The sequence below is a fragment of the Microbacterium stercoris genome, assembly GCF_017592545.1.
Classification (GTDB): Bacteria; Actinomycetota; Actinomycetes; order Actinomycetales; family Microbacteriaceae; genus Microbacterium; species Microbacterium stercoris.
The window spans coordinates 140,385-162,157 of the sequence record NZ_JAGFOA010000007.1 but is presented as its reverse complement, the minus strand read 5'-3'; the positions used below and the strand labels follow the sequence as shown (position 1 = coordinate 162,157).

Below are 21,773 nucleotides of genomic sequence, written 5' to 3'. Positions count from 1 at the left end.
GCGGTCAGTCCTCGACGACGTGATGCATCGCGCGCGCGACATCCGTGATGGATCCGGCAAGCGACGGATACGCCGCGAACGCGCGGCCCATCTGGTCGACCGTGAGCCGGCGTTCGACAGCGAGCGAGACGGCGAGGATGAGCTCCGAGGCCTTGGGCGCGACGATGACGCCTCCGATGACGATGCCCGAGCTGGAGCGCGCGAACAGCTTGACGAAGCCGTCCTTGACGCCCATCATCTTCGCGCGCGCATTCGAGACGATCGGGATGGTGTGCGTGTAGCAGTCGACGACGCGCTCCTCGACCTGCTTCTCGATCCAGCCGACCGTGGCGATCTCGGGGCTCGTGAAGATGTTGGAGGCGATCTTGCGCTCATCCAGAGGGATGGCGATGTCGCCCATGGCGTGGAACACGGCGGTGCGCCCCTGCATCGACGACACCGACGCCAGCGGGATCAGCGTGGTGCAGTCGCCGACGGCATAGATGTTCGAGACCGAGGTGCGGCTGACCTTGTTGACCTGGATGTGACCCGAGTCGGTCATCTGCACACCGGCCTCCTCGAGGCCGATGTCCGTGGTGTTCGGGATGGCGCCGACCGCCATGAGGCAGTGCGAGCCCTCGACCGTGCGGCCGTCGGCGAGGGTGACGACAACACCCTCGCCCGTGTTCTCGACCTTGTCGGCGCGCGACTTGGCCAGCAGGGTCATGCCACCGCGCTGGAAGACCTTCTCGAGCACCTTCGCGGCGTCGGCGTCCTCACCGGGGAGCACCTGCTCGCGGCTCGAGACCAGCGTGACCTTGGCGCCGAGGTTCATGTAGGCCGAGGCGAACTCGGCGCCGGTGACGCCCGAGCCGACCACGATGAGGTGCTCGGGCACGGACTTGAGGTTGTAGAGCTGCTTCCACGTCAGGATGCGGTCGCCGTCGGGCTTGGCGGCGGGCAGCTCGCGCGGCGTGGCACCGGTCGAGACGACGATCGTGTCGGCCTCGATGCGATCGAAGTCGGTGCCGTCGGGGCCGGTCGACACCACGACCGCGTTGCGGCCCTCGAGGCGGCCGTGTCCCGCGATGATCTTCACGCCGGCCTCCAGCAGGGCCGTGCGCATGTCCTCCGACTGCTGGCCGGCGAGCGCCAGGAGGCGCTTGTTGATCGCCAGCAGGTTGATGGCGATCTCGGGCTTGAGCGGCGTACCCGCCGCGCCCTTCGCGTAGAACTGCACACCGAGGTCGCCGGCCGCAGCGACCGCGAGCGCGGCGTCGGCCGTCGCGATCAGCGTCTTGGACGGCACCACGTCGGTGATGACCGCGGAGCCGCCGATGCCCACGCGCTCGATCACCGTGACCTCCGCTCCCAGCTGGGCGCCCGCGAGGGCCGCCTCATATCCGCCGGGGCCGCCGCCCAGGATCGCGATGCGCTGCTTGCTGCCGAAGTCGAAGACCATGGCTCCATTCTCTCCCACAGCACCTGAACGAACCGACTCCCCCTGTCGATCCGGATCGCGGTATACAGCGGGCGGCTCCGAGACGAGCGGACGGCGGCTGACTATCGTGGATCCATGACGCTGACTCACCCCCTCGACGCCCCCGCCGATCCGTTCGAGGTCGCGCAGACCGCCGCCGCGGACATCGCCCGCCTCACCGGGGTCGATCACCATGACATCGCCGTGACGCTGGGTTCCGGATGGGGCAAGGCCGCCGAGCTGATCGGCGAGACCGTGGCCGAGTTCCCCGCGACCGAGGTCACCGGCTTCTCCCGTCCCGCCGTCGAGGGGCATGTCGGCACGATCCGGTCGCTGCGCACCGCCTCCGGACAGGCCGTGCTGATCATCGGCGCGCGCACGCACTACTACGAGGCGCACGGCGTGCGCCGGGTGGTGCACAGCGTGCGCACGGCGGCCGCGACCGGCGCGAAGACCATGGTGCTCACCAACGGCGCCGGCGGCATCCGCGAGACCTGGAAGCCCGGCACTCCGGTGCTCATCAGCGACCACATCAACCTCACGGCCGACTCCCCGCTGGAGGGCGCCACCTTCATCGACCTCACCGACCTCTACTCGCAGCGCCTGCGCGAGGTCGCGCGCTCGGTGGATCCGTCGCTCGACGAGGGCGTCTACGTGCAGTTCCGCGGGCCGCACTACGAGACGCCCGCCGAGGTGCAGATGGCGAAGGCGATCGGCGGCCACATTGTGGGCATGTCGACCGCGCTCGAGGCCATCGCCGCGCGCGAGGCGGGGATGGAGGTGCTCGGCTTCTCGCTCATCACGAACCCCGCGGCGGGCATCTCGCCGACCCCGCTCAGCCACCAGGAGGTGATCGACGCCGGCCGCGCGGCTGAGCCCGTCATCTCCGATCTGCTCGCCCGGGTGATCGGTCAGCTGTGAGCGCGGCCGTCTTCGAGCAGGCGCACGCCTGGCTCGCCCAGGACCCCGACGAGGAGACCCGTTCGGAGCTCGCCGACCTCATCGCGCGGGCAGAGAAGGGCGACCCGGCCGCGGCTCGCGATCTCGACGATCGCTTCAACGGCCGCCTGCAGTTCGGCACGGCCGGCCTGCGCGGCGCCCTCGGCGCCGGCAGCAACCGCATGAATCGTGTTCTGGTGGCCCAGGCGGCAGCGGGCTTCGCCGATTTCCTCCGCGAGCGCACCGCCGGCGCGGTGCCCACCGTGGTCGTCGGCTACGACGGCCGCCGCAACTCCGATGTGTTCGCCCGCGACTCTGCCGAGCTCTTCGCGGGCGCGGGGCTGCGCGCGATCCTGCTCCCCCGCCGCCTGCCCACGCCCGTGCTCGCCTTCGCTGTGCGTCATCTCGGCGCCGACGCGGGCGTGATGGTCACGGCCTCGCACAACCCGCCGAACGACAACGGCTACAAGGTCTACCTCGGTGGGCGCGACGAGGGCTCCCAGATCGTGGCGCCGTCCGACGGGCTGATCGCCACGGCGATCCAGCGCATCGCCGACACGCGCTCCGTCGCGGATCTGCCGCGATCGGACGCCTACGAGATCGCCGGCGAGGACGTCGTTGAGGCCTACGTGACCGCCACGGCCGCGGTCGGACCGGCCCCCGCCGGGGTCGACGACCTCCGCTGGGTGTACACCGCGATGCACGGAGTCGGATGGGAGACGTTCGCCCGCGTGCTCGAGACCGCCGGCTACGCCGCGCCCGCGCTCGTCGCCGAGCAGATCGAGCCCGACGGCCGGTTCCCCACCGTCTCGTTCCCGAACCCGGAGGAGCCGGGCGCGATGGATCTCGCCTTCGCCACCGCGCGCGCCGCGGACGCCGAGCTGATCATCGCGCAGGATCCGGACGCGGACCGCCTCGCCGTCGCGATCCCCGACCCCGCGAGTGCGGAGGGCTGGCGCCGGCTGACCGGCAACGAGGTGGGCCTGCTGCTGGGGCTCCGCGCCGCGCGCGCGGCCCAGGGCACGGAGGGCGCGGCACTCGCCTGCTCGCTGGTGTCGTCGCCCGGTCTGGGCGCGATCGCCGAGCGCTACGGCCTGGGCTGGCACGAGACGCTCACAGGCTTCAAGTGGATCTCGCGCGCCCCCGGCCTCGTCTTCGGCTTCGAGGAGGCCCTGGGCTATCTCGTGAACCCCGAGACGGTGCGCGACAAGGACGGCATCTCGGCCTCGATCGCCTTCCTGCAGCTCGCCACGGAGGCGCGCGTGGCCGGCAAGACGGTGGTCGACCTGCTCGACGAGCTCAGCGCCGAGATCGGGTTCTTCGCCTCGTCCCAGGTGTCGATCCGGGTCGACGACCTCTCGGTGATCGCCCGCGTCATGGCGGCCCTGCGCCTCGATCCGCCGACGGCGTTCGGCGAGGTGGCGGTCGCGCAGGCCGACGACCTGCTGCAGGATCCGTCGGGGCTGGGAGGCGACGTGCTGCGCTACGCACTCGCGGACGGATCCCGGATCGTCTGCCGCCCGAGCGGCACGGAACCCAAGCTCAAGGTCTACCTCGACGTGCGCGGCGACTCCGCCGCCAACGCGGCCACGCGCCTCGCGGCCGCCGAGACCGCGGTGCGCGCCCTCCTCCAGCGTCTGGGCTGACGCGCCCGGCGGCACGCGCGCGCTGCGCCGAGCGGGTGCGCGGCCGCCGAGCGGGTGCGCGCGCGCCGAGCGGGTGCGCGCGCGAGCACCCGCTCGGCAACAGGCTCGAGCCCGGATCCGCCCCTATCCCGCGGCGCGCCTCCGACGTAGCATTTCGGCACCGACCTGGCCGACAGCGCGAACCGAGAGGACTTCACCGTGGGAATGATGATGGAGATGATGGAGGCCATGCCCGAGACCCAGACGATGGGCCTGGACATGGCGATGATGCAGGAGTGCATGGAGGCCTGCAGCGCTGTGAGCATGTGCGCGACCATGTGCGCCGACGCCGACATGGGCGAGGGCATGGGCACGTGTGCGGCGATGTGCAGCAACATGGCCGATGTCGCGACGACCACGATGCGCATGATGATGCGCCCGACGGGCTACGACCGCGGCGTGCTGACGTCGATGATGACCGCGTGCATGACCATGGGCGAGGCGTGCGCTGCCGAGTGCCGCACGCACGCCGAGATGTCGGAGCACTGCCGCATCTGCATGATGGCCTGCGACGCCATGGTCGAGGTGATGGGCAAGATGATGTCCACCATGTCGACGACCTCGTAGGGCCGCCGCAGAGCGGACGGGCCGGATCCGCGTCAGCTGCGGCGAGCGCGGACCAGCTGACCGCCCACCGACAGCACCTCGGCGACCGGGTGGAACGCCACCGGCTCGCCGGGCTCGACCTGCGCCTGCGCGTCGATCGAGATGAGCTCACCGCTGATCGAGCCGATCAGCAGACCCCGCGCGTCCGAGCACATCACGAGCGCGTCGATCCACGCGCTCGGCCAGGCCGAGACGACGGCGCGCTGCAGCGGCAGCACTTCCGGGGTCGTCTTGTCGCTCATGCCCCCACGGTAGGAAGCGACGCCCGGGCGTGTCATCTCCCCCGTCACACGTCGCAACATGACGGCGGTTGACATCTCTCGCGGATCGTATATGTTTTCAGATACGACGCGGGATCGCCCTTCGCGCGATCCGCGTCGCCATCGACACGAGAGAGCAAAGGAGCTCGCCTATGTGCGCGCAGGCGACCGATCCGCGTTTCGCCGGCCTCCCGGCCGTCCCGGGCAAGATCCTCGCCGTGCACCTCGCGTACGAGTCGCGGGCGGCCCAGCGCGGACGCCGCCCCGCGGCCCCCTCCTACTTCCTCAAGCCGGCGAGCTCCGTGGCGACGACCGGCTCCGAGGTGGAGCGCCCGGCCGGCACGGAGCTGCTGGCCTTCGAGGGCGAGGTGGCCCTGATCATCGGCACGCCCGCCCGCGACGTCCCGCTCGAGGAGGCGTGGTCGCACGTCGGCTGGGTCACCGCTGCGAACGACTGGGGGCTGTACGACCTGCGCGCCGGCGACAAGGGCTCGAATGTGCGCAACAAGGGGCGCGACGGCTACACGCCCCTCGGCCCGCAGCTGATCGACCCGCGCGCCGTCTCCCCCGCGGGACTGCGGGTGCGCACGTGGCGCAACGGCGAGCTCGTGCAGGACGACACCACCGCCGACGACCACCTGATCTTCCCGCTCGCGCAGATCGTGGCCGATCTCTCGCAGCACCTCACGCTCGAGGTCGGCGACGTCATCCTCACCGGCACGCCCGCCGGATCCTCCGTGGCCGTGCCCGGAGACGTGATCGAGGTCGAGGTGGACGCCCCGGATGCGCCGGGGGCCCCCTCGAGCGGGCGCCTCCTCTCGCGCGTCGTGGAAGGCGCCGGCGACTTCGACCCGGCCCTCGGGTCGCTGCCGTCCGTGGACGACCTGCAGCGCGAAGAGGCCTGGGGCGACCGCGCCGCCGCCGGTCTGCCGCCCACCCCCGGCCCCGTGCTGACCGACACGTTGCGGGCCAAGCTTCTCGAGGCCCCCGTCGCGGGGCTGTCGCAGGCGCTGCGCCAGCGCGGCATCCGGTCGATCTTCATCGACGGCCCGACCTCCGACACCCCGGGCGCCAAGCTCGTCGGCACGGCCAGGACGCTGCGCTTCGTGCCGCTGCGCGAAGACCTGTTCCAGAAGCACGGCGGCGGCTACAACGCGCAGAAGCGCGCGTTCGACGCCGTCCAGCCGGGCGAGGTGATCGTCATCGAGGCCCGCGGCAACGCCGGATCCGGCACCCTCGGCGACATCCTGGCCCTGCGCGCGCAGGCCCGAGGGGCGGCCGGCATCGTCACCGACGGCGGCGTGCGCGATCACGCCCAGGTGGCCTCCTTCGACATCCCCGTGTTCTCGCAGGGCGCCCACCCCGCCGTGCTCGGCCGGTACCACGTGCCGTGGGAGCACGACGTGACCATCGCGTGCGGCGGTGCCACCGTGCAGCCCGGCGACATCATCGTGGGAGACGACGACGGTGTGATCGTGATCCCGCCCGCCCTGGCCGAGGAGGTCGCGGACGCGACGCTCGCCCAGGAGGCCGAGGATGCGTGGATCGCCACGCAGGTGCAGGCGGGTCATCCCGTCGACGGCCTGTTCCCGATGAACGCCGAGTGGCGCGCGCGCTACGAGACCGAGACGGGCGCGGACCCCCGATGACCACCGCCCCCAGCGCGAGCAAGTCGCAGCAGGCGTACGACTGGATCCGCCAGCGCATCGCCTCCCGCCAGTACGGGCCGGGTTACCGGCTCGTGCTCGGATCGATGGCGCAGTCGCTCGATATGAGTGTGGTGCCGGTGCGAGAAGCGATCCGGCGGCTCGAGGCCGAGGGCCTCGTCGAGTTCGAGCGCAACGTCGGCGCCCGCGTGGCGCTGGTCGATCGCGAGGAGTACGTCAACTCGATGCAGACGCTCGGCGTGGTGGAGGGCATCGCCACGGCGCTGTCCGCCCCGCTGCTGGGCGGCGCCGACCTCGACCGGGCCGAGGCCGTCAACGCGCGCCTGACCGCGCTGCTGGACGACTTCGATCCGATCGCCTTCACGCGGCTGAACCAGGACTTCCACGCCGTGCTGTTCGAGCCGTGCCCGAACCCGCACATCCTCGACCTCGTGCATCGAGGCTGGACCCGCATGCAGGGCCTGCGCGACTCGACGTTCGCGTTTGTGCCCGGCCGCGCCCACGAGTCCGTGCAGGAGCACGTGGAGATCCTCGATCTCATCCGCTCCGGCGCCGACCCCCTCGAGATCGAGATGGCTGCGCGCCAGCACCGCTGGCGCACCATGAACGCCTACCTCGCCGACCACTGACTCCCGAACCCGACACCTCGACGCAGGAGGATCCGAATGAGCACCCCCGACTACACGCAGCGCCACGTCCCCGCGGACCTGCCGGCGAAGATCCAGCACTACATCGGCGGTCAGCACGTCGATTCGCAGGACGGCGACACCTTCGACGTCCTCGACCCCGTGTCGAACCAGACCTACATCCAGGCCGCCGCCGGCAAGAAGGCCGACATCGACGCCGCGGTCGCCGCCGCCCGCACCGCGTTCCTGGAGGGACCGTGGCCGAAGATGCTGCCGCGCGAGCGCTCGCGCATCCTGCATCGCATCGCGGACATCGTCGAGTCGCGTGACGCGCGCCTCGCCGAGCTGGAGTCCTTCGACTCGGGCCTGCCGATCACGCAGGCGCTGGGCCAGGCCCGCCGCGCCGCCGAGAACTTCCGCTTCTTCGCGGACCTGATCGTCGCGCAGGCCGACGACACCTTCAAGGTGCCGGGGCGCCAGATCAACTACGTCAACCGCAAGCCGATCGGCGTCGCGGGCCTGATCACGCCGTGGAACACGCCCTTTATGCTCGAGTCCTGGAAGCTCGGCCCGGCGCTCGCGACCGGCAACACCGTTGTGCTCAAGCCCGCCGAGTTCACGCCGCTGTCGGCGTCGCTGTGGGCCGGCATCTTCGAGGAGGCGGGCCTGCCCGAGGGTGTGTTCAACATCGTGCACGGCTTCGGCGAGGACGCGGGCGACGCCCTGGTCAAGCACCCGGATGTGCCGCTCATCTCGTTCACGGGCGAGAGCCGCACCGGCCAGATCATCTTCGGCAACGCCGCGCCCTTCCTGAAGGGCCTGTCGATGGAGCTCGGCGGCAAGTCCCCCGCCGTCGTGTTCGCCGACGCCGATCTGGAGGCCGCGGTCGACGCGACGATCTTCGGGGTGTTCTCGCTCAACGGCGAGCGCTGCACCGCGGGATCCCGGATCCTCGTGCAACGCGACATCTACGACGAGTTCGTCGAGCGCTACGCGGCCCAGGCCCGGCGCGTGAAGGTCGGCTACCCGCACGACCCCGCGACCGAGGTGGGCGCGCTCGTGCACCCCGAGCACTACGACAAGGTCATGTCGTACGTCGAGATCGGCAAGGGCGAGGGCCGCCTCGTCGCCGGCGGCGGCCGCCCCGAGGGCTTCGAGGAGGGCAACTTCGTCGCGCCGACGGTGTTCGCCGACGTGAGGCCGGACGCGCGCATCTTCCAGGAGGAGATCTTCGGCCCGGTCGTGGCGATCACCCCGTTCGACACCGACGAGGAGGCGCTCGCGCTCGCCAACAACACGAAGTACGGCCTCGCCGCCTACATCTGGACGAACGACCTCAAGCGCGCACACAACTTCTCGCAGAGCGTGGAGGCCGGCATGGTCTGGCTCAACTCGAACAACGTGCGAGACCTCCGCACCCCGTTCGGCGGCGTGAAGGCCTCGGGCCTCGGCCACGAGGGCGGCTACCGCTCGATCGACTTCTACACCGACCAGCAGGCCGTGCACATCACGCTCGGCAAGGTGCACAACCCGACCTTCGGCAAGGAGGGCGGATCGGCTCACTGAGCCCCGCCCGGATACAGAGAACCAAGAAAGCAGAGTCGCTGACATGACCATCGCATCCGACCCCCGCGGCACGCTCACCTCCTCGGGCTTCTACGTCTCGCAGGAGGCGCCGATCCAGGCCGAGAACCCCGTCACCACTCCGAAGGCGCCCGCCCCCGACATCCTCCGCTGCGCCTACATGGACCTCGTGGTGACCGACCTGGCCGCGTCGCGTCAGTTCTACGTCGACATCCTGGGTCTGCACGTGACCGAGGAGGACGACGAGGCGATCTACCTGCGGTCCACGGAGGAGTTCATCCACCACAACCTCGTGCTGCGCAAGGGCCCGGTCGCTGCGGTCGCGGCGTTCTCGTACCGCGTGCGCACGCCGGAGGACCTCGACAAGGCCGTCGCGTTCTACGAGGAGCTCGGCTGCCGCGTCATCCGCCGCCCCGAGGGCTTCACCAAGGGCATCGGCGACTCCGTGCGCGTGGAGGATCCCCTCGGCTTCCCGTACGAGTTCTTCCACCAGAGCGTGCACACCGAGCGCCTCTCGTGGCGCTACGACCTGCAGATCCCCGGCGAGCTCGTGCGCCTGGACCATTTCAACCAGGTCACTCCCGACGTGCCGCGCGCCGTGCGCCACTACCAGGACCTCGGCTTCCGCGTCACGGAGGACATCCAGGACGAGGAGGGCACGGTGTACGCCGCGTGGATGCGCCGCAAGCCGACCGTGCACGACACGGCCGCGACCGGCGGCGACGGCCCGCGGATGCACCACGTCGCGTTCGCCACGCACGAGAAGCACAACATCCTCGCGATCTGCGACAAGCTCGGAGCCCTCCGCCGGTCGGACGCGATCGAGCGCGGCCCGGGCCGCCACGGCGTCTCGAACGCCTTCTACCTGTACCTGCGCGACCCCGACGGCCACCGCGTGGAGATCTACACGCAGGACTACTACACGGGCGACCCCGACAACCCGGTCGTCACGTGGGACGTGCACGACAACCAGCGCCGCGACTTCTGGGGCAACCCGGTGGTCCCCAGCTGGTACACCGAGGCCTCCCTCGTGCTCGATCTGGACGGCAACCCGCAGCCGGTCCACTCGCGCGAGGACAAGAGCGAGATGGCGGTGACCATCGGCGCCGACGGGTTCTCGTACACCCGCCAGGGCGACGAGCAGGAGATGCCGTCGTGGAAGCAGGGCGAGTACAAGCTCGGGCACCAGCTCTGACATGCTCACCCCGGACCAGATCACGCAGATCGCCGCGGAGCTCGCGGAGGCCGACCGCACGCACGGGGTCATCCCGCGCATCACGGCGCGCTTCCCCGAGGCGACGATCGAGGACTCCTACGCGATCCAGCGCATCTGGCGCGACTCGCAGATCGCGGCGGGGCGCCGCCTCGTGGGGCGCAAGATCGGCCTCACGTCCAAGGCCATGCAGCAGGCGACGGGCATCACCGAGCCCGACTACGGGGTCATGTTCGATGACACCGTCTACGAGTCGGGCGCGGTCATCTCGGCGGCGGCGTTCTCGAACATCCGGATCGAGGTGGAGCTCGCGTTCGTCCTGAAGCACGCGCTCGAGGGCCCCGCGTGCTCCCTGTTCGACGTGCTTCGCGCGACGGAGTATGTCACCCCCGCGCTCGAGGTGCTCAACTCGCACATCGAGCTGGAGGGTCGCACGATCGTCGACACCATCAGCGACAACGCCGCGTACGGCGGCATGGTGCTGGGAGGTCGGCCGATGCGCCCCGACGACCTCGACCTGCGGTGGGTGGGCGCCATGCTCTACCGCAACGAGACGATCGAGGAGACCGGCGTCTCGGGCGGCGTGCTCGGGCACCCGGGCCAGGGCGTGGCGTGGCTGGCGAACAAGATGCACCAGCACGGCGACCGGCTGGAGGCGGGAGAGGTCATCCTCGCCGGATCCTTCACGCGGCCCGTCTGGGCCCAGCCGGGAGACAGCATCCTGGCCGACTACGGCACGATGGGGACGATCGCATGCAGCTTCCAGTGACGCTGAGGCATCGCCTCGCCGAGGCGGATCGCGCGCTGTACGGCGGGTGGGTGAGCTCGGGTTCGCCGGTGATAGCCGAGATCATGGCCGGCTCCGGGCTCGACTGGCTGCTCATCGACATGGAGCACGGCCCGATCGGGCTGGCAGAGGTGCAGTCGATGCTGCAGGCCGCGGCGGCCTATCCGGTCACGACGGTCGTGCGCGTGCCCGCGAACGACGCCGTCTGGATCAAGCAGGTGCTGGATCTCGGCGCGCAGACGATCATGGTGCCGATGGTCTCGACCGCCGCGGACGCCGAGGCCGCCGTCGCCCACGCGTCCTATCCGCCCCGCGGGCACCGCGGCGTCGGCAACGCGCTCGCGCGATCCGGGCGGTGGAACCGCGTGGACGGCTACCTGCAGCACGCGGCGGAGCACACCTCCGTGATCGTGCAGATCGAGACGGCCGAGGGCGTCGACAACGCCGAGGCCATCGCCTCGGTCGACGGGATCGACGGCGTCTTCGTCGGCCCGAGTGACCTCGCCGCCTCCCTCGGGCTGATCGGCCAGCAGACGCACCCGGACGTCACGGCGGCCGTCGAGCGGGCCTTCGCGGGCGCGCGGGCGGCCGGAACTCCCGTCGGGGTGAATGCGTTCGTCGAGCAGGCCGCGCGCTCCTACGTCGAGGCGGGGGCGCGTTTTGTGCTCGTCGGCGCCGACGTGAGCCTCGCGGCACGCGGTGCCGAACGCCTCGCCGCCACCTTCATCCCCTCCCCCGGACCCTCCGCGCGTGGGTCGTACTGAAAGGCATGACATGAACGAACGCGAATCGGATCTGCTGGAGCGGGTGAGCACGCAGCTGTTCATCGGCGGCGAGTGGACGGATGCGGCGTCGGGGAAGACGTTCGAGGTGCGGGATCCGTCGACGAACGAGGTGATCGCTCAGGTGGCGGATGCGTCGCCGGAAGACGGCATCCGGGCGCTGGATGCGGCCGTGGCGGCGCAGGATGCGTGGGCGGCGACGTCGCCGCGGGAGCGCAGCGACATCCTGCGGCGGGTGTTCGATCTGGTGCGCGAGCGCGCGGATGATGTGGCGCTGCTGATGACGTTGGAGATGGGAAAGCCCCTCGCGGAAGCGAAGGGCGAGGTCGCCTACGGCAACGAGTTCAATCGCTGGTTCAGCGAGGAGGCCGTGCGCATCGCGGGCCGCTACGGCCAGAACCCCGAGGGCACGGGCCGGATCATCGTGTCGCAGCGGCCGGTGGGGCCGGCGTTCTTCGTGACGCCCTGGAACTTCCCCTTCGCGATGGCGACGCGAAAGATCGCTCCGGCACTGGCTGCGGGCTGCACCGTGATCATCAAGCCGCCGCAGCTGACCCCGCTGACCACGCTGTTCTTCACGCAGCTGCTCGTGGAGGCGGGCCTTCCCGCGGGAGTCGTGAACGTGGTGACATCGGCATCGTCGAGTCGCCTCTCGGCGCCGATCATCGCCGATCCGCGACTGCGGAAGCTGTCGTTCACCGGATCGACCGAGGTGGGTCGCAAGCTGATCGCGCAGGCGGCAGAGGGCGTGCTGCGGGTGTCGATGGAGCTGGGTGGCAACGCCCCGTTCGTCGTGTTCGAGGACGCCGACCTCGACGCCGCGGTCGCGGGCGCGCTCGCGGCGAAGTTCCGCAACATCGGGCAGGCGTGCACGGCGGCGAACCGCTTCATCGTGCACGAGTCGGTGGCCTCCGCGTTCGCCGAGCGCGTCACCGAGCGCGTCCAGAGCATGCGGATCGGTCGCGGCACCGAGGAGGGGGTGCAGATCGGCCCGCTGATCGACGCCGACGCCGTCGCCAAGGCCGCTGAGCTCGTCGCCGACGCCACCTCCCGGGGTGCCCGCATCACCACGGGCGGTGAGGCGCTCGACGGGCCGGGCACCTTCTACCAGCCCACCGTGCTCACCGACGTGCAGCCGGGGAGCGCGATCCTGCGCGAGGAGATCTTCGGTCCGGTGCTCGCCATCTCGACGTTCACCACGGAGGACGAGGCGGTGCGCCTGGCCAATGACACCGAGTACGGCCTGGTCTCCTACGTGTACACGCAGGATCTGCAGCGCGGGCACCGGATGATCGAGCGGCTCGACACCGGAATGATGGGCCTCAACGCCGGCGTCATCTCCAACGCCGCGGCCCCCTTCGGCGGCGTCAAGCAGTCCGGCATCGGCCGCGAGGGCGGCGCCGAGGGCATCCACGAGTACCTCTCGACGAAGTACACGTTCCTGCCGAACTGACGGGTGCCGAGCGGGGGTAGGCGTTTCGACTCGCTGCGCTCGCTCAACGAGCGGGGGTGGGGGTTTCTCGCTGAACGCGCGGGTGCGCGGGGGTGGGCCACCTCCCCCGCTCGGCAGTCGCGCGGCTAGCCTGTGTGCATGGCGCAGCGGCGGGTCGTGATCAGCGGGGCGGCAGGCCTGCACGCCCGGCCGGCGGCTGAGCTGGCACGCCTCGCACAGGCGCATGCCGGCGGGATCCGGATCTCCGCGGGCGGCGCGAGCGTGGATGCGGCGAGTGTGCTGGCCGTGATGGGCCTGACCCTCGAGCGCGGCGAGCAGGTCGTGCTCCACGCCGACGGACCGGACGCCGAGTCGGTGCTCGAACGCGCCGCCGCCCTGCTCTGACTAGCCGTCGATCACGGCGGCGAGCTCGTCGAGGAACGACGACAGATCGGTGCCGCGGCGCACAAGGCGCTGCGCGCTCTCGGGCTCCCCGAACACCTCGACCAGCTGCTCGAACACGGTCTGGAACGCGGCGCGGTCGCTCTCGCTGAACGCGACCAGCGCGACCACGTTCACGCGCGCATCGCCCCACGCGACGGGTGTCTCGCTGACGCCCAGGGCGATAGCCGTGCGCGAAGCGGTCATCCGCAGGGCGTGCGGCACCGCGAGCGTGTCGGTGAAGGCCGTCGAGGACAGACGCTCGCGCTCGATGGTCGACTCGACGTAGTCCTGATCGATCACGCCTTGCGCCGTCAGCAGTCCGCCGAGCTCGCGGATGATCCCCTCCGCCCCGCGCGAGGCGTCGAGCCCGCGCAGGAACGCGCCGGGTGAGAAGTAGCGCGCGAGCTCCGCGCGCAGACGACCCAGCCGGCGCGAGCGACGCACACGGCTGGCCGCGGCCGAGACGCGCTCGACGTCGGCGTCGCTCAGGAACGGCTGGATGCGCACGATCCGGTCGGATCCCGCGAAGCGCACCGGCGGCTCGATCGTCGTGAGCACGAGGTCCGACTCGATCTGGGACCAGTCCGGATCGGCGCGCGTCTCGACGCCGGTGACCTCGATCGCACGGCCCAGCGACCGGTCGACGCTGGAACGCAGCAGTTCGTGCAGCTCGTAGTACCCGGGGCACACGATCGTGGCGGTGAGCATGGTCTCGGCCCGGCGGCTGCGCTCGAGACGGCCGCCGACGTGCATCGCGATGTACGCGATCTCGTCGTCGTGGATCGGCACGCCGAGCGTGGCGGCCAGCTCACTCGCGATCGACACCGCGACGTCGAAGATCATCGGATACGCCGACTTCAGCGTGCGCGTCAGCGGGTTGCGCGACCACGCCTGCTCGCGTGCGCGATGAACGAGGTTCTGGACGTGCAGCGCCAGCCGCTCGGTGAAGTCGTCGTGCGCGATGTCGACCAGGTACGACTCGGCCGCCCGCGCCGTGGCGGCGCGCACCGCCGACAGCACAACCGGATCCGGGGCGATCTGCGGCTCGTCCCGCGAGCCGGGCACCACGATCCGGGTCATCACCAGCGCCGCCAGATGCAGGCGGTCGCCGTGACCCAGATCCACGCCGAAGTGGCGGTTCGTGAGCTCCCCGACGACCTCCGCGAAGCGCGCTCGCGTCGGCTCGGGATCGCCGTGCACCGCGTCGAGGGGACGGCCGAGCGCCACGCGATCCGCCGCGATCGCGACGTGCAGCACCACGTCGGCGGCCGCGAACTCGTTGACGTAGAAGCCGAGTTCGCCGACCCGCGCAACGAGGTCGCTCTTGAACGCGCCGAGCGCCTCGGACGGGATCGCGATGGCGTCGGCCGCGCGGCGCAGGGCGTCGAGATCGAAGGCACCCTCCTCCATCTCGTCGTGCGCGAGGCGGCTGACCAGGCGGCGCTGGGCGAGCTCGGAGCCGGCCAGTCGCACGCGCGAGCCGGAGCGCTCGAGCGAGAGCTCCGATCCCCCGATCAGCGAGCGGACCCTGCCGAGGTCGGCCTCGAGGGTCGAGGAGCTGACATGCATGCGGTCGGCCGTGCTGTGCACGTCGATGCCGTCCGAGGAATCGAGCAGCGCGCGCACGAGGTGGTGAAGGCGCTCACGGGGTGTGCCCGATTCCGCCTCCGAGCCGGCGCGCAGCGCGGCGGGTGCGGCGGCGGTCGCGCGGTAGCCGGCCGGGCCCGATTCGATGGCCTCGCCGCCCGGCACGCGGGCATTGGCCGCCGTGACGTACGAGCGCACACTGCGGGGCGTGACCCCGAGCTGGTCGGCGATGGTCGCCGCGGTCACCCAGTCGCCGCGCCGGATCAGGATGCCGAGCACCCGATCCTGTCGCGCCTTCGTCATGCTTCGAGTCAATCACGCGCGTACATGACCCGGACGGAATTTCCTCCGGGGGAGGAAAGAACCCTCCTTGCGCGGCTCTCAGGTGACGGACAGGATCGGAGCGAGGTGGGCATCCAGGTCCACCTGCGGACGGGGAAGTTGCGATCGATGAGGATCCTCGTGGTGTGCGGTGCGGGTGCGTCCAGCACCTTCGTCGCGCTGCGCCTGCGCCGCGCAGCACACGCCGCGGGTCTCGACCTCACGACGTCGGCCGGCTCGGGTGCCTCGCTCGCAGTGGACATCGAGACCGCCGACATCGTGCTCGTCGGTCCCCACCTGCGCAGCTGGCTCGACGAGATCCGCTCGTTCGCCGGTGCGAAGGGCGTGCGCGTCGAGCTGCTGCCCGAGGACATCTTCAAGAACGACCCGGACGGCACGCGCGCGCTTGCGATCGTGACCTCCGCCGAACCCCAGACCCAGCACTGACGAAAGGGACTCACCATGGCCACTCGCACCGTTCAGATCGGCTCCTCGCACGGGCTGCACGCCCGCCCCGCGAAGCTCTTCTCGCAGGCGGCGAAGGACGCAGGCATCCCCGTCACGATCACGAAGGGCGACGGCAAGCCCGTCAACGCCGCCAGCATCCTGGGCGTGATCGCGCTCGGCATCGAGCAGGGCGATGAGGTCACGCTGTCGGCGGAGGGCGACGGCGCGGACGCCGTGCTCGACTCGCTCGAGCAGCTGCTCGCCCTCGACCACGACGCCTCCTGACTCCCCCGATGAGCGAGAGCATCTCCGGCGTCGGCATCGGGCTGGGCACCGCACGCGGGCCGGTCGCCCGGATGGCCGAGCGCGCCCCCGCGCCGAAGGACGAGAAGAGCACACGCGACGCCGCCGAGGAGGCCGCGCGCGTGCGCGAGGCCGTCGCCGCGGTGGCCGCTGAGCTCAATTCCCGCGCCGAGGCCGCGGGAGGCGCCGCCCGCGACGTGCTCGAGGCCCAGGCGATGATGGCCGAGGACCCGACGCTCGAGGAGGCCGTGCAGGCCCGCCTCGACCAGGGCAAGACCGCCGAGTTCGCCGTGCACGACGCGTTCGCGGAGTTCCGAGCGACGCTCGAGGCCGTCGGCGGCTACCTCGGCGAGCGCGCCGCCGACCTCGACGACGTCGCCGCGCGGGTGATCGCCCACCTGCGTGGCGAGCCGGCCCCCGGCGTCCCGAGCCCCGGGCACCCGTTCGTGCTGGTGGCGCCGGATCTCGCTCCGGCCGACACCGCGCTGCTCGACCTCGACCCCGCGTCGCCGAACCGCGTGCTCGCGCTCGTGACCACCGACGGCGGCCCCACCTCGCACACCGCGATCCTCGCGCGCGAGAAGGGCATCGTCGCGGTCGTCGGCGCCGCCGGCGCCGCTGCGCTCCAGGACGGCGACGTGGTGATCGTCGACGCCGCATCCGGCGCCGTCACCACCCACGCCTCCGACGAGGAGCTCGCCGATGCGGACCGCCGGATCGCCGAGCGCGCGGCCGCCGAGGCGGCCCCGGTCACCCCCGGGGCGCTCGCCGACGGCACCGCGATCCCGCTGCTGGCCAACCTCGGCTCCTCGAAGGGCGCCGCCGAGGCCGTCGAGCTGGGCGCCGAGGGTGTGGGGCTGTTCCGCACCGAGTTCCTCTTCCTCAGCTCCAAGGAGGCCCCGACCGTCGAGGCGCAGCGCGCGGAGTACGCGCAGCTGCTCCGTGCGTTCGCCGGGAAGAAGGTGGTGGTGCGCGTGCTCGACGCGGGCGCCGACAAGCCGCTCCCCTTCCTCAACGACGCCCCCGAGGAGAACCCGGCGCTGGGCCTGCGCGGCATCCGCGCGCTCCGGGTGAGCGAGCAGATCCTGCGCGATCAGCTGACGGCGCTCGCGCAGGCGAACGAGGAGGCGGGCGCGGATCTCTGGGTCATGGCGCCCATGATCGCGACGGTCGACGAGACCCGGTACTTCACCTCGCTTGCTCGCGAGCTCGGCATCCGGGTCGCGGGCGTGATGGTGGAGGTGCCTGCCGTCGCGCTTCTCGCGGAGCGGGTGCTGAAGCACGCCGACTTCGCCTCGATCGGCACAAACGACCTCACGCAGTACACGATGGCGGCGGATCGCCTCCTCGGCACGGTCGCGAACCTCCAGGATCCGTGGCACCCCGCCGTGCTGAAGCTCATCGAGCAGGTGGGCGCGGCCGGCGCCGCGAACGGCAAGCCGGTCGGGATCTGCGGCGAGGCGGCAGCCGATCCGCTGCTCGCCGTTGTGCTCGTCGGCCTCGGCGCGACCTCTCTCTCGATGGCCCCCGCCGCGCTCGCCGACGTGCGCTTCTCGCTCGGCCGCTTCACTGCGGACGACGCGAAGCGCATCGCCCAGGCCGCCCTCGACGCGGACGACGCCGCCGGCGCTCGTGCCGCGGCGCGGGCCGCCGCGGGCAACTGACTCCCTCTCCCCTACCCGAACACAGCAGAAAGGCCTGGCCATGACGACGACGTCAGCCGTAGCAGAACCCCGGACCCGAGGGGGTCTCAGGGTCGGCATCCAGAAGGTCGGCACCTTCATGTCGGGCATGATCATGCCCAACATCCCCGCACTCATCGCGTGGGGCATCCTGACCGCATTCGTGATCGACGTGGGCTGGACGCCCAACGCGGCGCTGGCGACCATGGTCGGCCCGATGATCCACTACCTCCTGCCGATCCTGATCGCGGTTCAGGCCGGACGCATGGTCTACCAGGACCGGGGCGCGGTCGTGGCGGCCATCGCCGTCTTCGGTGTGATCGCCGGATCCGACTTCCTCATCGCCCAGTTCAACGCGGGCCTCGCCGAGGGCGAGAGCGAGCTCGGACAGGTGCACATGTTCATCGGCGCGATGATCATGGGCCCGCTCGCCGCCTGGGTGATGAAGCACCTCGACCGGCTCTGGAAGGGGAAGATCAAGGCGGGCTTCGAGATGCTCGTCAACATGTTCTCCGCGGGCATCGCCGGCTTCGGTCTGGGCGTGCTGGGCTTCTACGTGCTCGCCCCGGTGATCAACTGGTTCATGTCGGTGCTGTCGGGCGCGGTCGGCTGGCTGGTGGAGAACGGCCTGCTGCCCCTCACCAGCGTGCTCATCGAGCCGGCGAAGGTCTTCTTCCTCAACAACGCCATCAACCACGGCGTCCTGACCCCGCTGGGTCTCGCGCAGTCGGAGACCGACGGCAAGTCGATCCTCTTCCTGCTCGAGGCCAACCCCGGCCCCGGCCTCGGCGTGCTGCTCGCGTTCACGTTCTTCGGCGTCGGCGCCGCGCGCGCGACCGCCCCCGGTGCGGCGATCATCCAGTTCCTCGGCGGCATCCACGAGGTGTACTTCCCGTACGTGCTCATGAAGCCCGCCCTGCTGCTCGCGGTGATCGCGGGAGGCGCCACCGGCGTCACGACCAACGTGCTCTTCCAGTCGGGCCTGCGAGCGCCGGCCGCGCCGGGCAGCATCATCGCGGTGCTCTTCCAGACGGCGGGCGACAGCTACCTCGGTGTCATCCTGTCGGTGATCCTGTCGGCGGCCGTGACGTTCGCCGTGGCGGCGCCGATCCTGCTGGCCTCGCGCAAGCGCGACCTCGCCGCCGAGGCGGCGGGAGCCGACGGCTTCGGCGCGGCGGTCGCCCAGACGGCGGCCAACAAGGGCAAGGCATCGTCCGCCCTCAGCGGCCTCACCGCCGCCGGCGGCGCCGTGCTCGCGCCGACGGCCGACATCCGCAAGATCGTGTTCGCCTGCGATGCGGGCATGGGCTCGTCCGCGATGGGCGCGAGCGTCCTGCGCAACAAGTTCAAGGCCGCGGGCATCACCGACATCGACGTGACCAACAAGGCCATCGCCAACCTCGACGCATCCGCGGATCTCGTGATCACCCAGCAGCAGCTGACGGACCGCGCGAAGCAGCGAGCCGGAAGCGCCGTGCACGTCTCGGTCGACAACTTCATGAACTCGCCGCGCTACGACGAGGTCGTGAACATGGTGCTCGAGCAGCGGGCCGCCTCGTCGGTCGACGCCGAGCCGCAGCCGGTGCCCGCCGCTCCCGACGGCCTGTCGGGCGCCGAAGTCGGAGCACCCGCCACGCGCGCGGAGGCCCGCGCGGCCGCAGCCGCCGAGGCGGAGAGCGGTGTGGGCAACGGCGACCGCGTGCTCGTGCCGGGCAACGTGCGCATCCACTCGGGCTCGGTCTCGCGCGACGAGGCGATCCGCGAGGCCGCCGACCTGCTGGAATCGGCGGGCGCCGTCACCAAGGCGTACTTCGACGCGATGCTCGCCCGCGAGCAGACGGTGTCCACCTTCATGGGCAACGAGCTCGCCATCCCCCACGGCACGAACGAGGCGAAGGACGCCATCCTCGCCTCCTCGCTCACCGTCGTCCGCTACGACGGCGGCATCGACTGGGACGGCGATGATGTGACCTTCGTGGTCGGCATCGCCGGCAAGGGCGACGAGCACCTGGCCCTGCTGCAGAACGTGGCGATCCTCTTCTCGGACGAGGAGCAGGTCGCCGAGCTCAAGAAGGCGGAGACGCCCGAGGAGCTCTACGCGCTGCTCAAGGCCATCGGCGAAGACTGAACGAAAGGCATCTCATGACCGAGACGACCCGGAAGGCCGTCCATTTCGGCGCAGGCAACATCGGCCGCGGCTTCGTGGGGCTCCTGCTCCACGAGGGCGGGTACGAGGTGGTGTTCTCCGACGTCGCGACGACTCTCGTCGACGCGATCAACGGGGCCACCGAGTACACAGTGCACGAGGTCGGCGAGGGAGGGCGTGACCGGGTCGTCTCGGGGTTCCGCGCGATCGACAGCGCGGCCGACCCCGAGGGCGTGGCCGCGGAGGTGGCGAGCGCCCTGGTCGCCACCACCGCGGTCGGCCCCACGGTGCTGCGGTTCATCGCGCCGCACCTGGTCGCGGGCCTCGCGCTGCGCGATCCCGCCCTTCCCCCGCTGCAGGTGATGGCCTGCGAGAACGCGATCGGCGCGACCGACACGCTCCGCGACCATATGCGCGAGGCGGCCGGCGACCGGTGGGATGCGATCTCCTCCCGCGCGGTGTTCGCCAACACGGCGGTCGACCGGATCGTGCCCGGCCAGCCGGAGGGATCCGGCATCGACGTGACGGTCGAGCCGTTCTTCGAGTGGGCCATCGAGCGGGCACCGTTCGGGGAGAACCCGCCGACCATCCCGGGCGCGCACTTCGTGGACGACCTCGCCCCCTACATCGAGCGCAAGCTCTTCACGGTGAACACGGGGCACGCCACGGCGGCGTATCTGGGGGCGCGTGCGCGGCTCGAGAAGATCTCGGACGCTCTCGCCGACCCGGGCGTCCTGGCCGGCGTGGCGAAGGCGCTCGAGGAGACCTCGGCGCTGCTGGCGGCCAAGCACGGCTTCGAGCCCGACGACCTCACCCAGTACCGCGCGACGATCCTCGGGCGCTTCCGCAATCCGGCCCTTCCCGACACCGTCGGCCGCGTCGGGCGGCAGCCGCTGCGCAAGCTCTCGCGCCACGAGCGCTTTGTGGGCCCCGCCGCCGAGGCGGCCGAGCGCGGCCTTCCGGTGGACGGCCTCCTGGCCGCGATCGGTGCGGCTCTCGTCTTCGACGAGCCCGAGGACGAGCAGTCGGTCGAGCTGCAGCGCCTGCGCCGCGAGCTCACGCCGGAGGACTTCACCGCGCAGGTGACGGGTCTCGACCGAGAGCACCCGCTGTTCGCGCGGGTCGCCGAGGTCGTCGCCTCCGCGTGACCCGGCCCGCCGTCACACCGGGGCCGCGGCGCGACGGGCGAATTCGCCGCGTGCCGCGGCCTCCTCGGTGAGCCAGGGTCCGAGCACCGCCCCGACCGCGCGCCATTGGCGGTCGGGGCGGGCCAGGCTCGTGGCGAGCACGTGCTCGATCTGGTAGCCGGCGACGAAGACGAGCAGCGCATCGGCCAGCGCGTCGACCGGCGTGCCGGCACGCAGCTCGCCGTCGGCGACCGCCTGTTCGAGCGCCAGGCGGTAGGTGCGGTGCCAGTGCTCCTCCACGCGCGACTGCACGGCGGAGAGCTCGTGGTGGAACGGCACACGACCCCAGAAGCTCACCACCACGTGCGCCTCCTCGCCCGTTGTGCCATCCAGCGGATGTGTCTGGTCGATCAGACCGCAGAGCGCGTCGATTCCGCGGCGCTGCGCGAGCACCCCGGCGATCCGCTCATCCGCCCGGTCGAAGATCAGCTCGAACGCCCGCAGCAGCACTTCGTCGAATCCGCTGAAGTAGTGCCACAGGCCGCCGGTCGCCACGCCTAGCTCGCTCGCGAGCCGACGCGTGGTGACGGCCTCCACACCCTCCGCCGCCGCGAGACGCAGATAGGTCTCCACGATCTCGCGGCGGCGGGCGTCCCGGTCCACGATCTTCGGCATG

20 protein-coding genes are annotated in these 21,773 nt (G+C 71.2%); 16 read left to right on the top strand and 4 right to left on the bottom strand.

Translation table 11 applies throughout. The annotated features are described in order from the left end of the window. Window positions 1-4: 4 nt before the first annotated feature. Window positions 5-1,441 carry an NAD(P)H-quinone dehydrogenase gene (locus J5V96_RS15730; protein ID WP_208505153.1) on the bottom strand — a complete coding sequence of 479 codons (1,437 nt, stop codon included), beginning with the start codon at window positions 1,439-1,441 and terminating at the stop codon, window positions 5-7. Between the two features lie 114 nt (window positions 1,442-1,555). On the opposite strand from J5V96_RS15730, the gene J5V96_RS15725 reads away from it, so the two are divergent. The 3 genes from J5V96_RS15725 (at window position 1,556) to J5V96_RS15715 (ending at window position 4,650) form a co-directional block, all read left to right on the top strand. After that, complete coding sequence (locus J5V96_RS15725; protein ID WP_208505151.1) at window positions 1,556-2,380, top strand: purine-nucleoside phosphorylase; 825 nt, start codon at window positions 1,556-1,558, stop codon at window positions 2,378-2,380. Next, window positions 2,377-4,044: a phospho-sugar mutase gene (locus tag J5V96_RS15720; protein ID WP_208505148.1), complete on the top strand. Its 1,668-nt coding sequence runs from the start codon at window positions 2,377-2,379 to the stop codon at window positions 4,042-4,044. Before J5V96_RS15725 ends, J5V96_RS15720 begins: the two co-directional genes overlap by 4 nt. A 204-nt stretch (window positions 4,045-4,248) precedes the next feature. After that, window positions 4,249-4,650, top strand: coding sequence for a four-helix bundle copper-binding protein (locus tag J5V96_RS15715; protein ID WP_236015011.1), 402 nt, complete (start codon window positions 4,249-4,251; stop codon window positions 4,648-4,650). 32 nt (window positions 4,651-4,682) lie between these two features. Here the strand turns inward: J5V96_RS15715 and J5V96_RS15710 are convergent, their stop codons facing one another. Further along, a complete protein-coding gene (locus J5V96_RS15710) occupies window positions 4,683-4,931 on the bottom strand; it encodes a hypothetical protein (protein WP_208505146.1) in 249 nt (82 codons plus the stop codon). 170 nt (window positions 4,932-5,101) lie between these two features. Here J5V96_RS15710 and J5V96_RS15705 point away from each other — a divergent pair, with 170 nt between their 5' ends. The 8 genes from J5V96_RS15705 (at window position 5,102) to J5V96_RS15670 (ending at window position 13,445) form a co-directional block, all read left to right on the top strand. Further along, window positions 5,102-6,598 (top strand): fumarylacetoacetate hydrolase family protein, encoded by a 1,497-nt coding sequence (locus J5V96_RS15705; RefSeq protein ID WP_208505144.1) that lies wholly within the window; start codon window positions 5,102-5,104, stop codon window positions 6,596-6,598. Then, window positions 6,595-7,245 carry a GntR family transcriptional regulator gene (locus J5V96_RS15700; protein ID WP_208505142.1) on the top strand — a complete coding sequence of 217 codons (651 nt, stop codon included), beginning with the start codon at window positions 6,595-6,597 and terminating at the stop codon, window positions 7,243-7,245. Before J5V96_RS15705 ends, J5V96_RS15700 begins: the two co-directional genes overlap by 4 nt. Before the next feature lie 36 nt (window positions 7,246-7,281). After that, window positions 7,282-8,808: a 5-carboxymethyl-2-hydroxymuconate semialdehyde dehydrogenase gene (gene hpaE, locus J5V96_RS15695; RefSeq protein WP_208505140.1), complete on the top strand. Its 1,527-nt coding sequence runs from the start codon at window positions 7,282-7,284 to the stop codon at window positions 8,806-8,808. Window positions 8,809-8,851: 43 nt separating this feature from the next. Next, window positions 8,852-10,021: a 3,4-dihydroxyphenylacetate 2,3-dioxygenase gene (gene hpaD / locus J5V96_RS15690; protein WP_208505138.1), complete on the top strand. Its 1,170-nt coding sequence runs from the start codon at window positions 8,852-8,854 to the stop codon at window positions 10,019-10,021. Window position 10,022: 1 nt separating this feature from the next. Further along, window positions 10,023-10,808: a 2-oxo-hept-4-ene-1,7-dioate hydratase gene (gene hpaH / locus J5V96_RS15685; protein ID WP_208505136.1), complete on the top strand. Its 786-nt coding sequence runs from the start codon at window positions 10,023-10,025 to the stop codon at window positions 10,806-10,808. Then, window positions 10,793-11,590 (top strand): HpcH/HpaI aldolase family protein, encoded by a 798-nt coding sequence (locus tag J5V96_RS15680; RefSeq protein WP_208505134.1) that lies wholly within the window; start codon window positions 10,793-10,795, stop codon window positions 11,588-11,590. Before hpaH ends, J5V96_RS15680 begins: the two co-directional genes overlap by 16 nt. A 10-nt stretch (window positions 11,591-11,600) precedes the next feature. Next, entirely contained in the window at window positions 11,601-13,061 is a 1,461-nt protein-coding gene (locus J5V96_RS15675; RefSeq protein WP_208505132.1) for an NAD-dependent succinate-semialdehyde dehydrogenase, read from the top strand. A 138-nt stretch (window positions 13,062-13,199) separates the two neighbouring features. Beyond that, entirely contained in the window at window positions 13,200-13,445 is a 246-nt protein-coding gene (locus J5V96_RS15670; protein ID WP_208505130.1) for an HPr family phosphocarrier protein, read from the top strand. Here J5V96_RS15670 and J5V96_RS15665 read toward each other — a convergent pair whose 3' ends face one another. Further along, window positions 13,446-15,374, bottom strand: a complete 1,929-nt coding sequence (locus tag J5V96_RS15665) for a BglG family transcription antiterminator (protein ID WP_208505128.1) — start codon at window positions 15,372-15,374, stop codon at window positions 13,446-13,448. A gap of 147 nt (window positions 15,375-15,521) precedes the next feature. Here J5V96_RS15665 and J5V96_RS15660 point away from each other — a divergent pair, with 147 nt between their 5' ends. The 5 genes from J5V96_RS15660 (at window position 15,522) to J5V96_RS15640 (ending at window position 21,118) form a co-directional block, all read left to right on the top strand. Next, window positions 15,522-15,839, top strand: a complete 318-nt coding sequence (locus J5V96_RS15660) for a PTS sugar transporter subunit IIB (RefSeq protein WP_208505126.1) — start codon at window positions 15,522-15,524, stop codon at window positions 15,837-15,839. Window positions 15,840-15,854: 15 nt separating this feature from the next. Continuing rightward, entirely contained in the window at window positions 15,855-16,124 is a 270-nt protein-coding gene (locus J5V96_RS15655) for an HPr family phosphocarrier protein (protein WP_208505124.1), read from the top strand. Window positions 16,125-16,132: 8 nt separating this feature from the next. Next, window positions 16,133-17,806, top strand: a complete 1,674-nt coding sequence (ptsP, locus tag J5V96_RS15650) for a phosphoenolpyruvate--protein phosphotransferase (protein ID WP_208505122.1) — start codon at window positions 16,133-16,135, stop codon at window positions 17,804-17,806. 118 nt (window positions 17,807-17,924) lie between these two features. Then, window positions 17,925-19,952: a PTS mannitol transporter subunit IICBA gene (locus tag J5V96_RS15645; RefSeq protein ID WP_443673953.1), complete on the top strand. Its 2,028-nt coding sequence runs from the start codon at window positions 17,925-17,927 to the stop codon at window positions 19,950-19,952. Window positions 19,953-19,966: 14 nt separating this feature from the next. After that, window positions 19,967-21,118 (top strand): mannitol-1-phosphate 5-dehydrogenase, encoded by a 1,152-nt coding sequence (locus J5V96_RS15640; RefSeq protein ID WP_208505117.1) that lies wholly within the window; start codon window positions 19,967-19,969, stop codon window positions 21,116-21,118. A 12-nt stretch (window positions 21,119-21,130) separates the two neighbouring features. On the opposite strand, the gene J5V96_RS15635 is transcribed toward J5V96_RS15640, so the two are convergent. Next, window positions 21,131-21,772, bottom strand: coding sequence for a TetR/AcrR family transcriptional regulator (locus J5V96_RS15635; protein WP_208505114.1), 642 nt, complete (start codon window positions 21,770-21,772; stop codon window positions 21,131-21,133). Window position 21,773 lies beyond the last annotated feature (1 nt).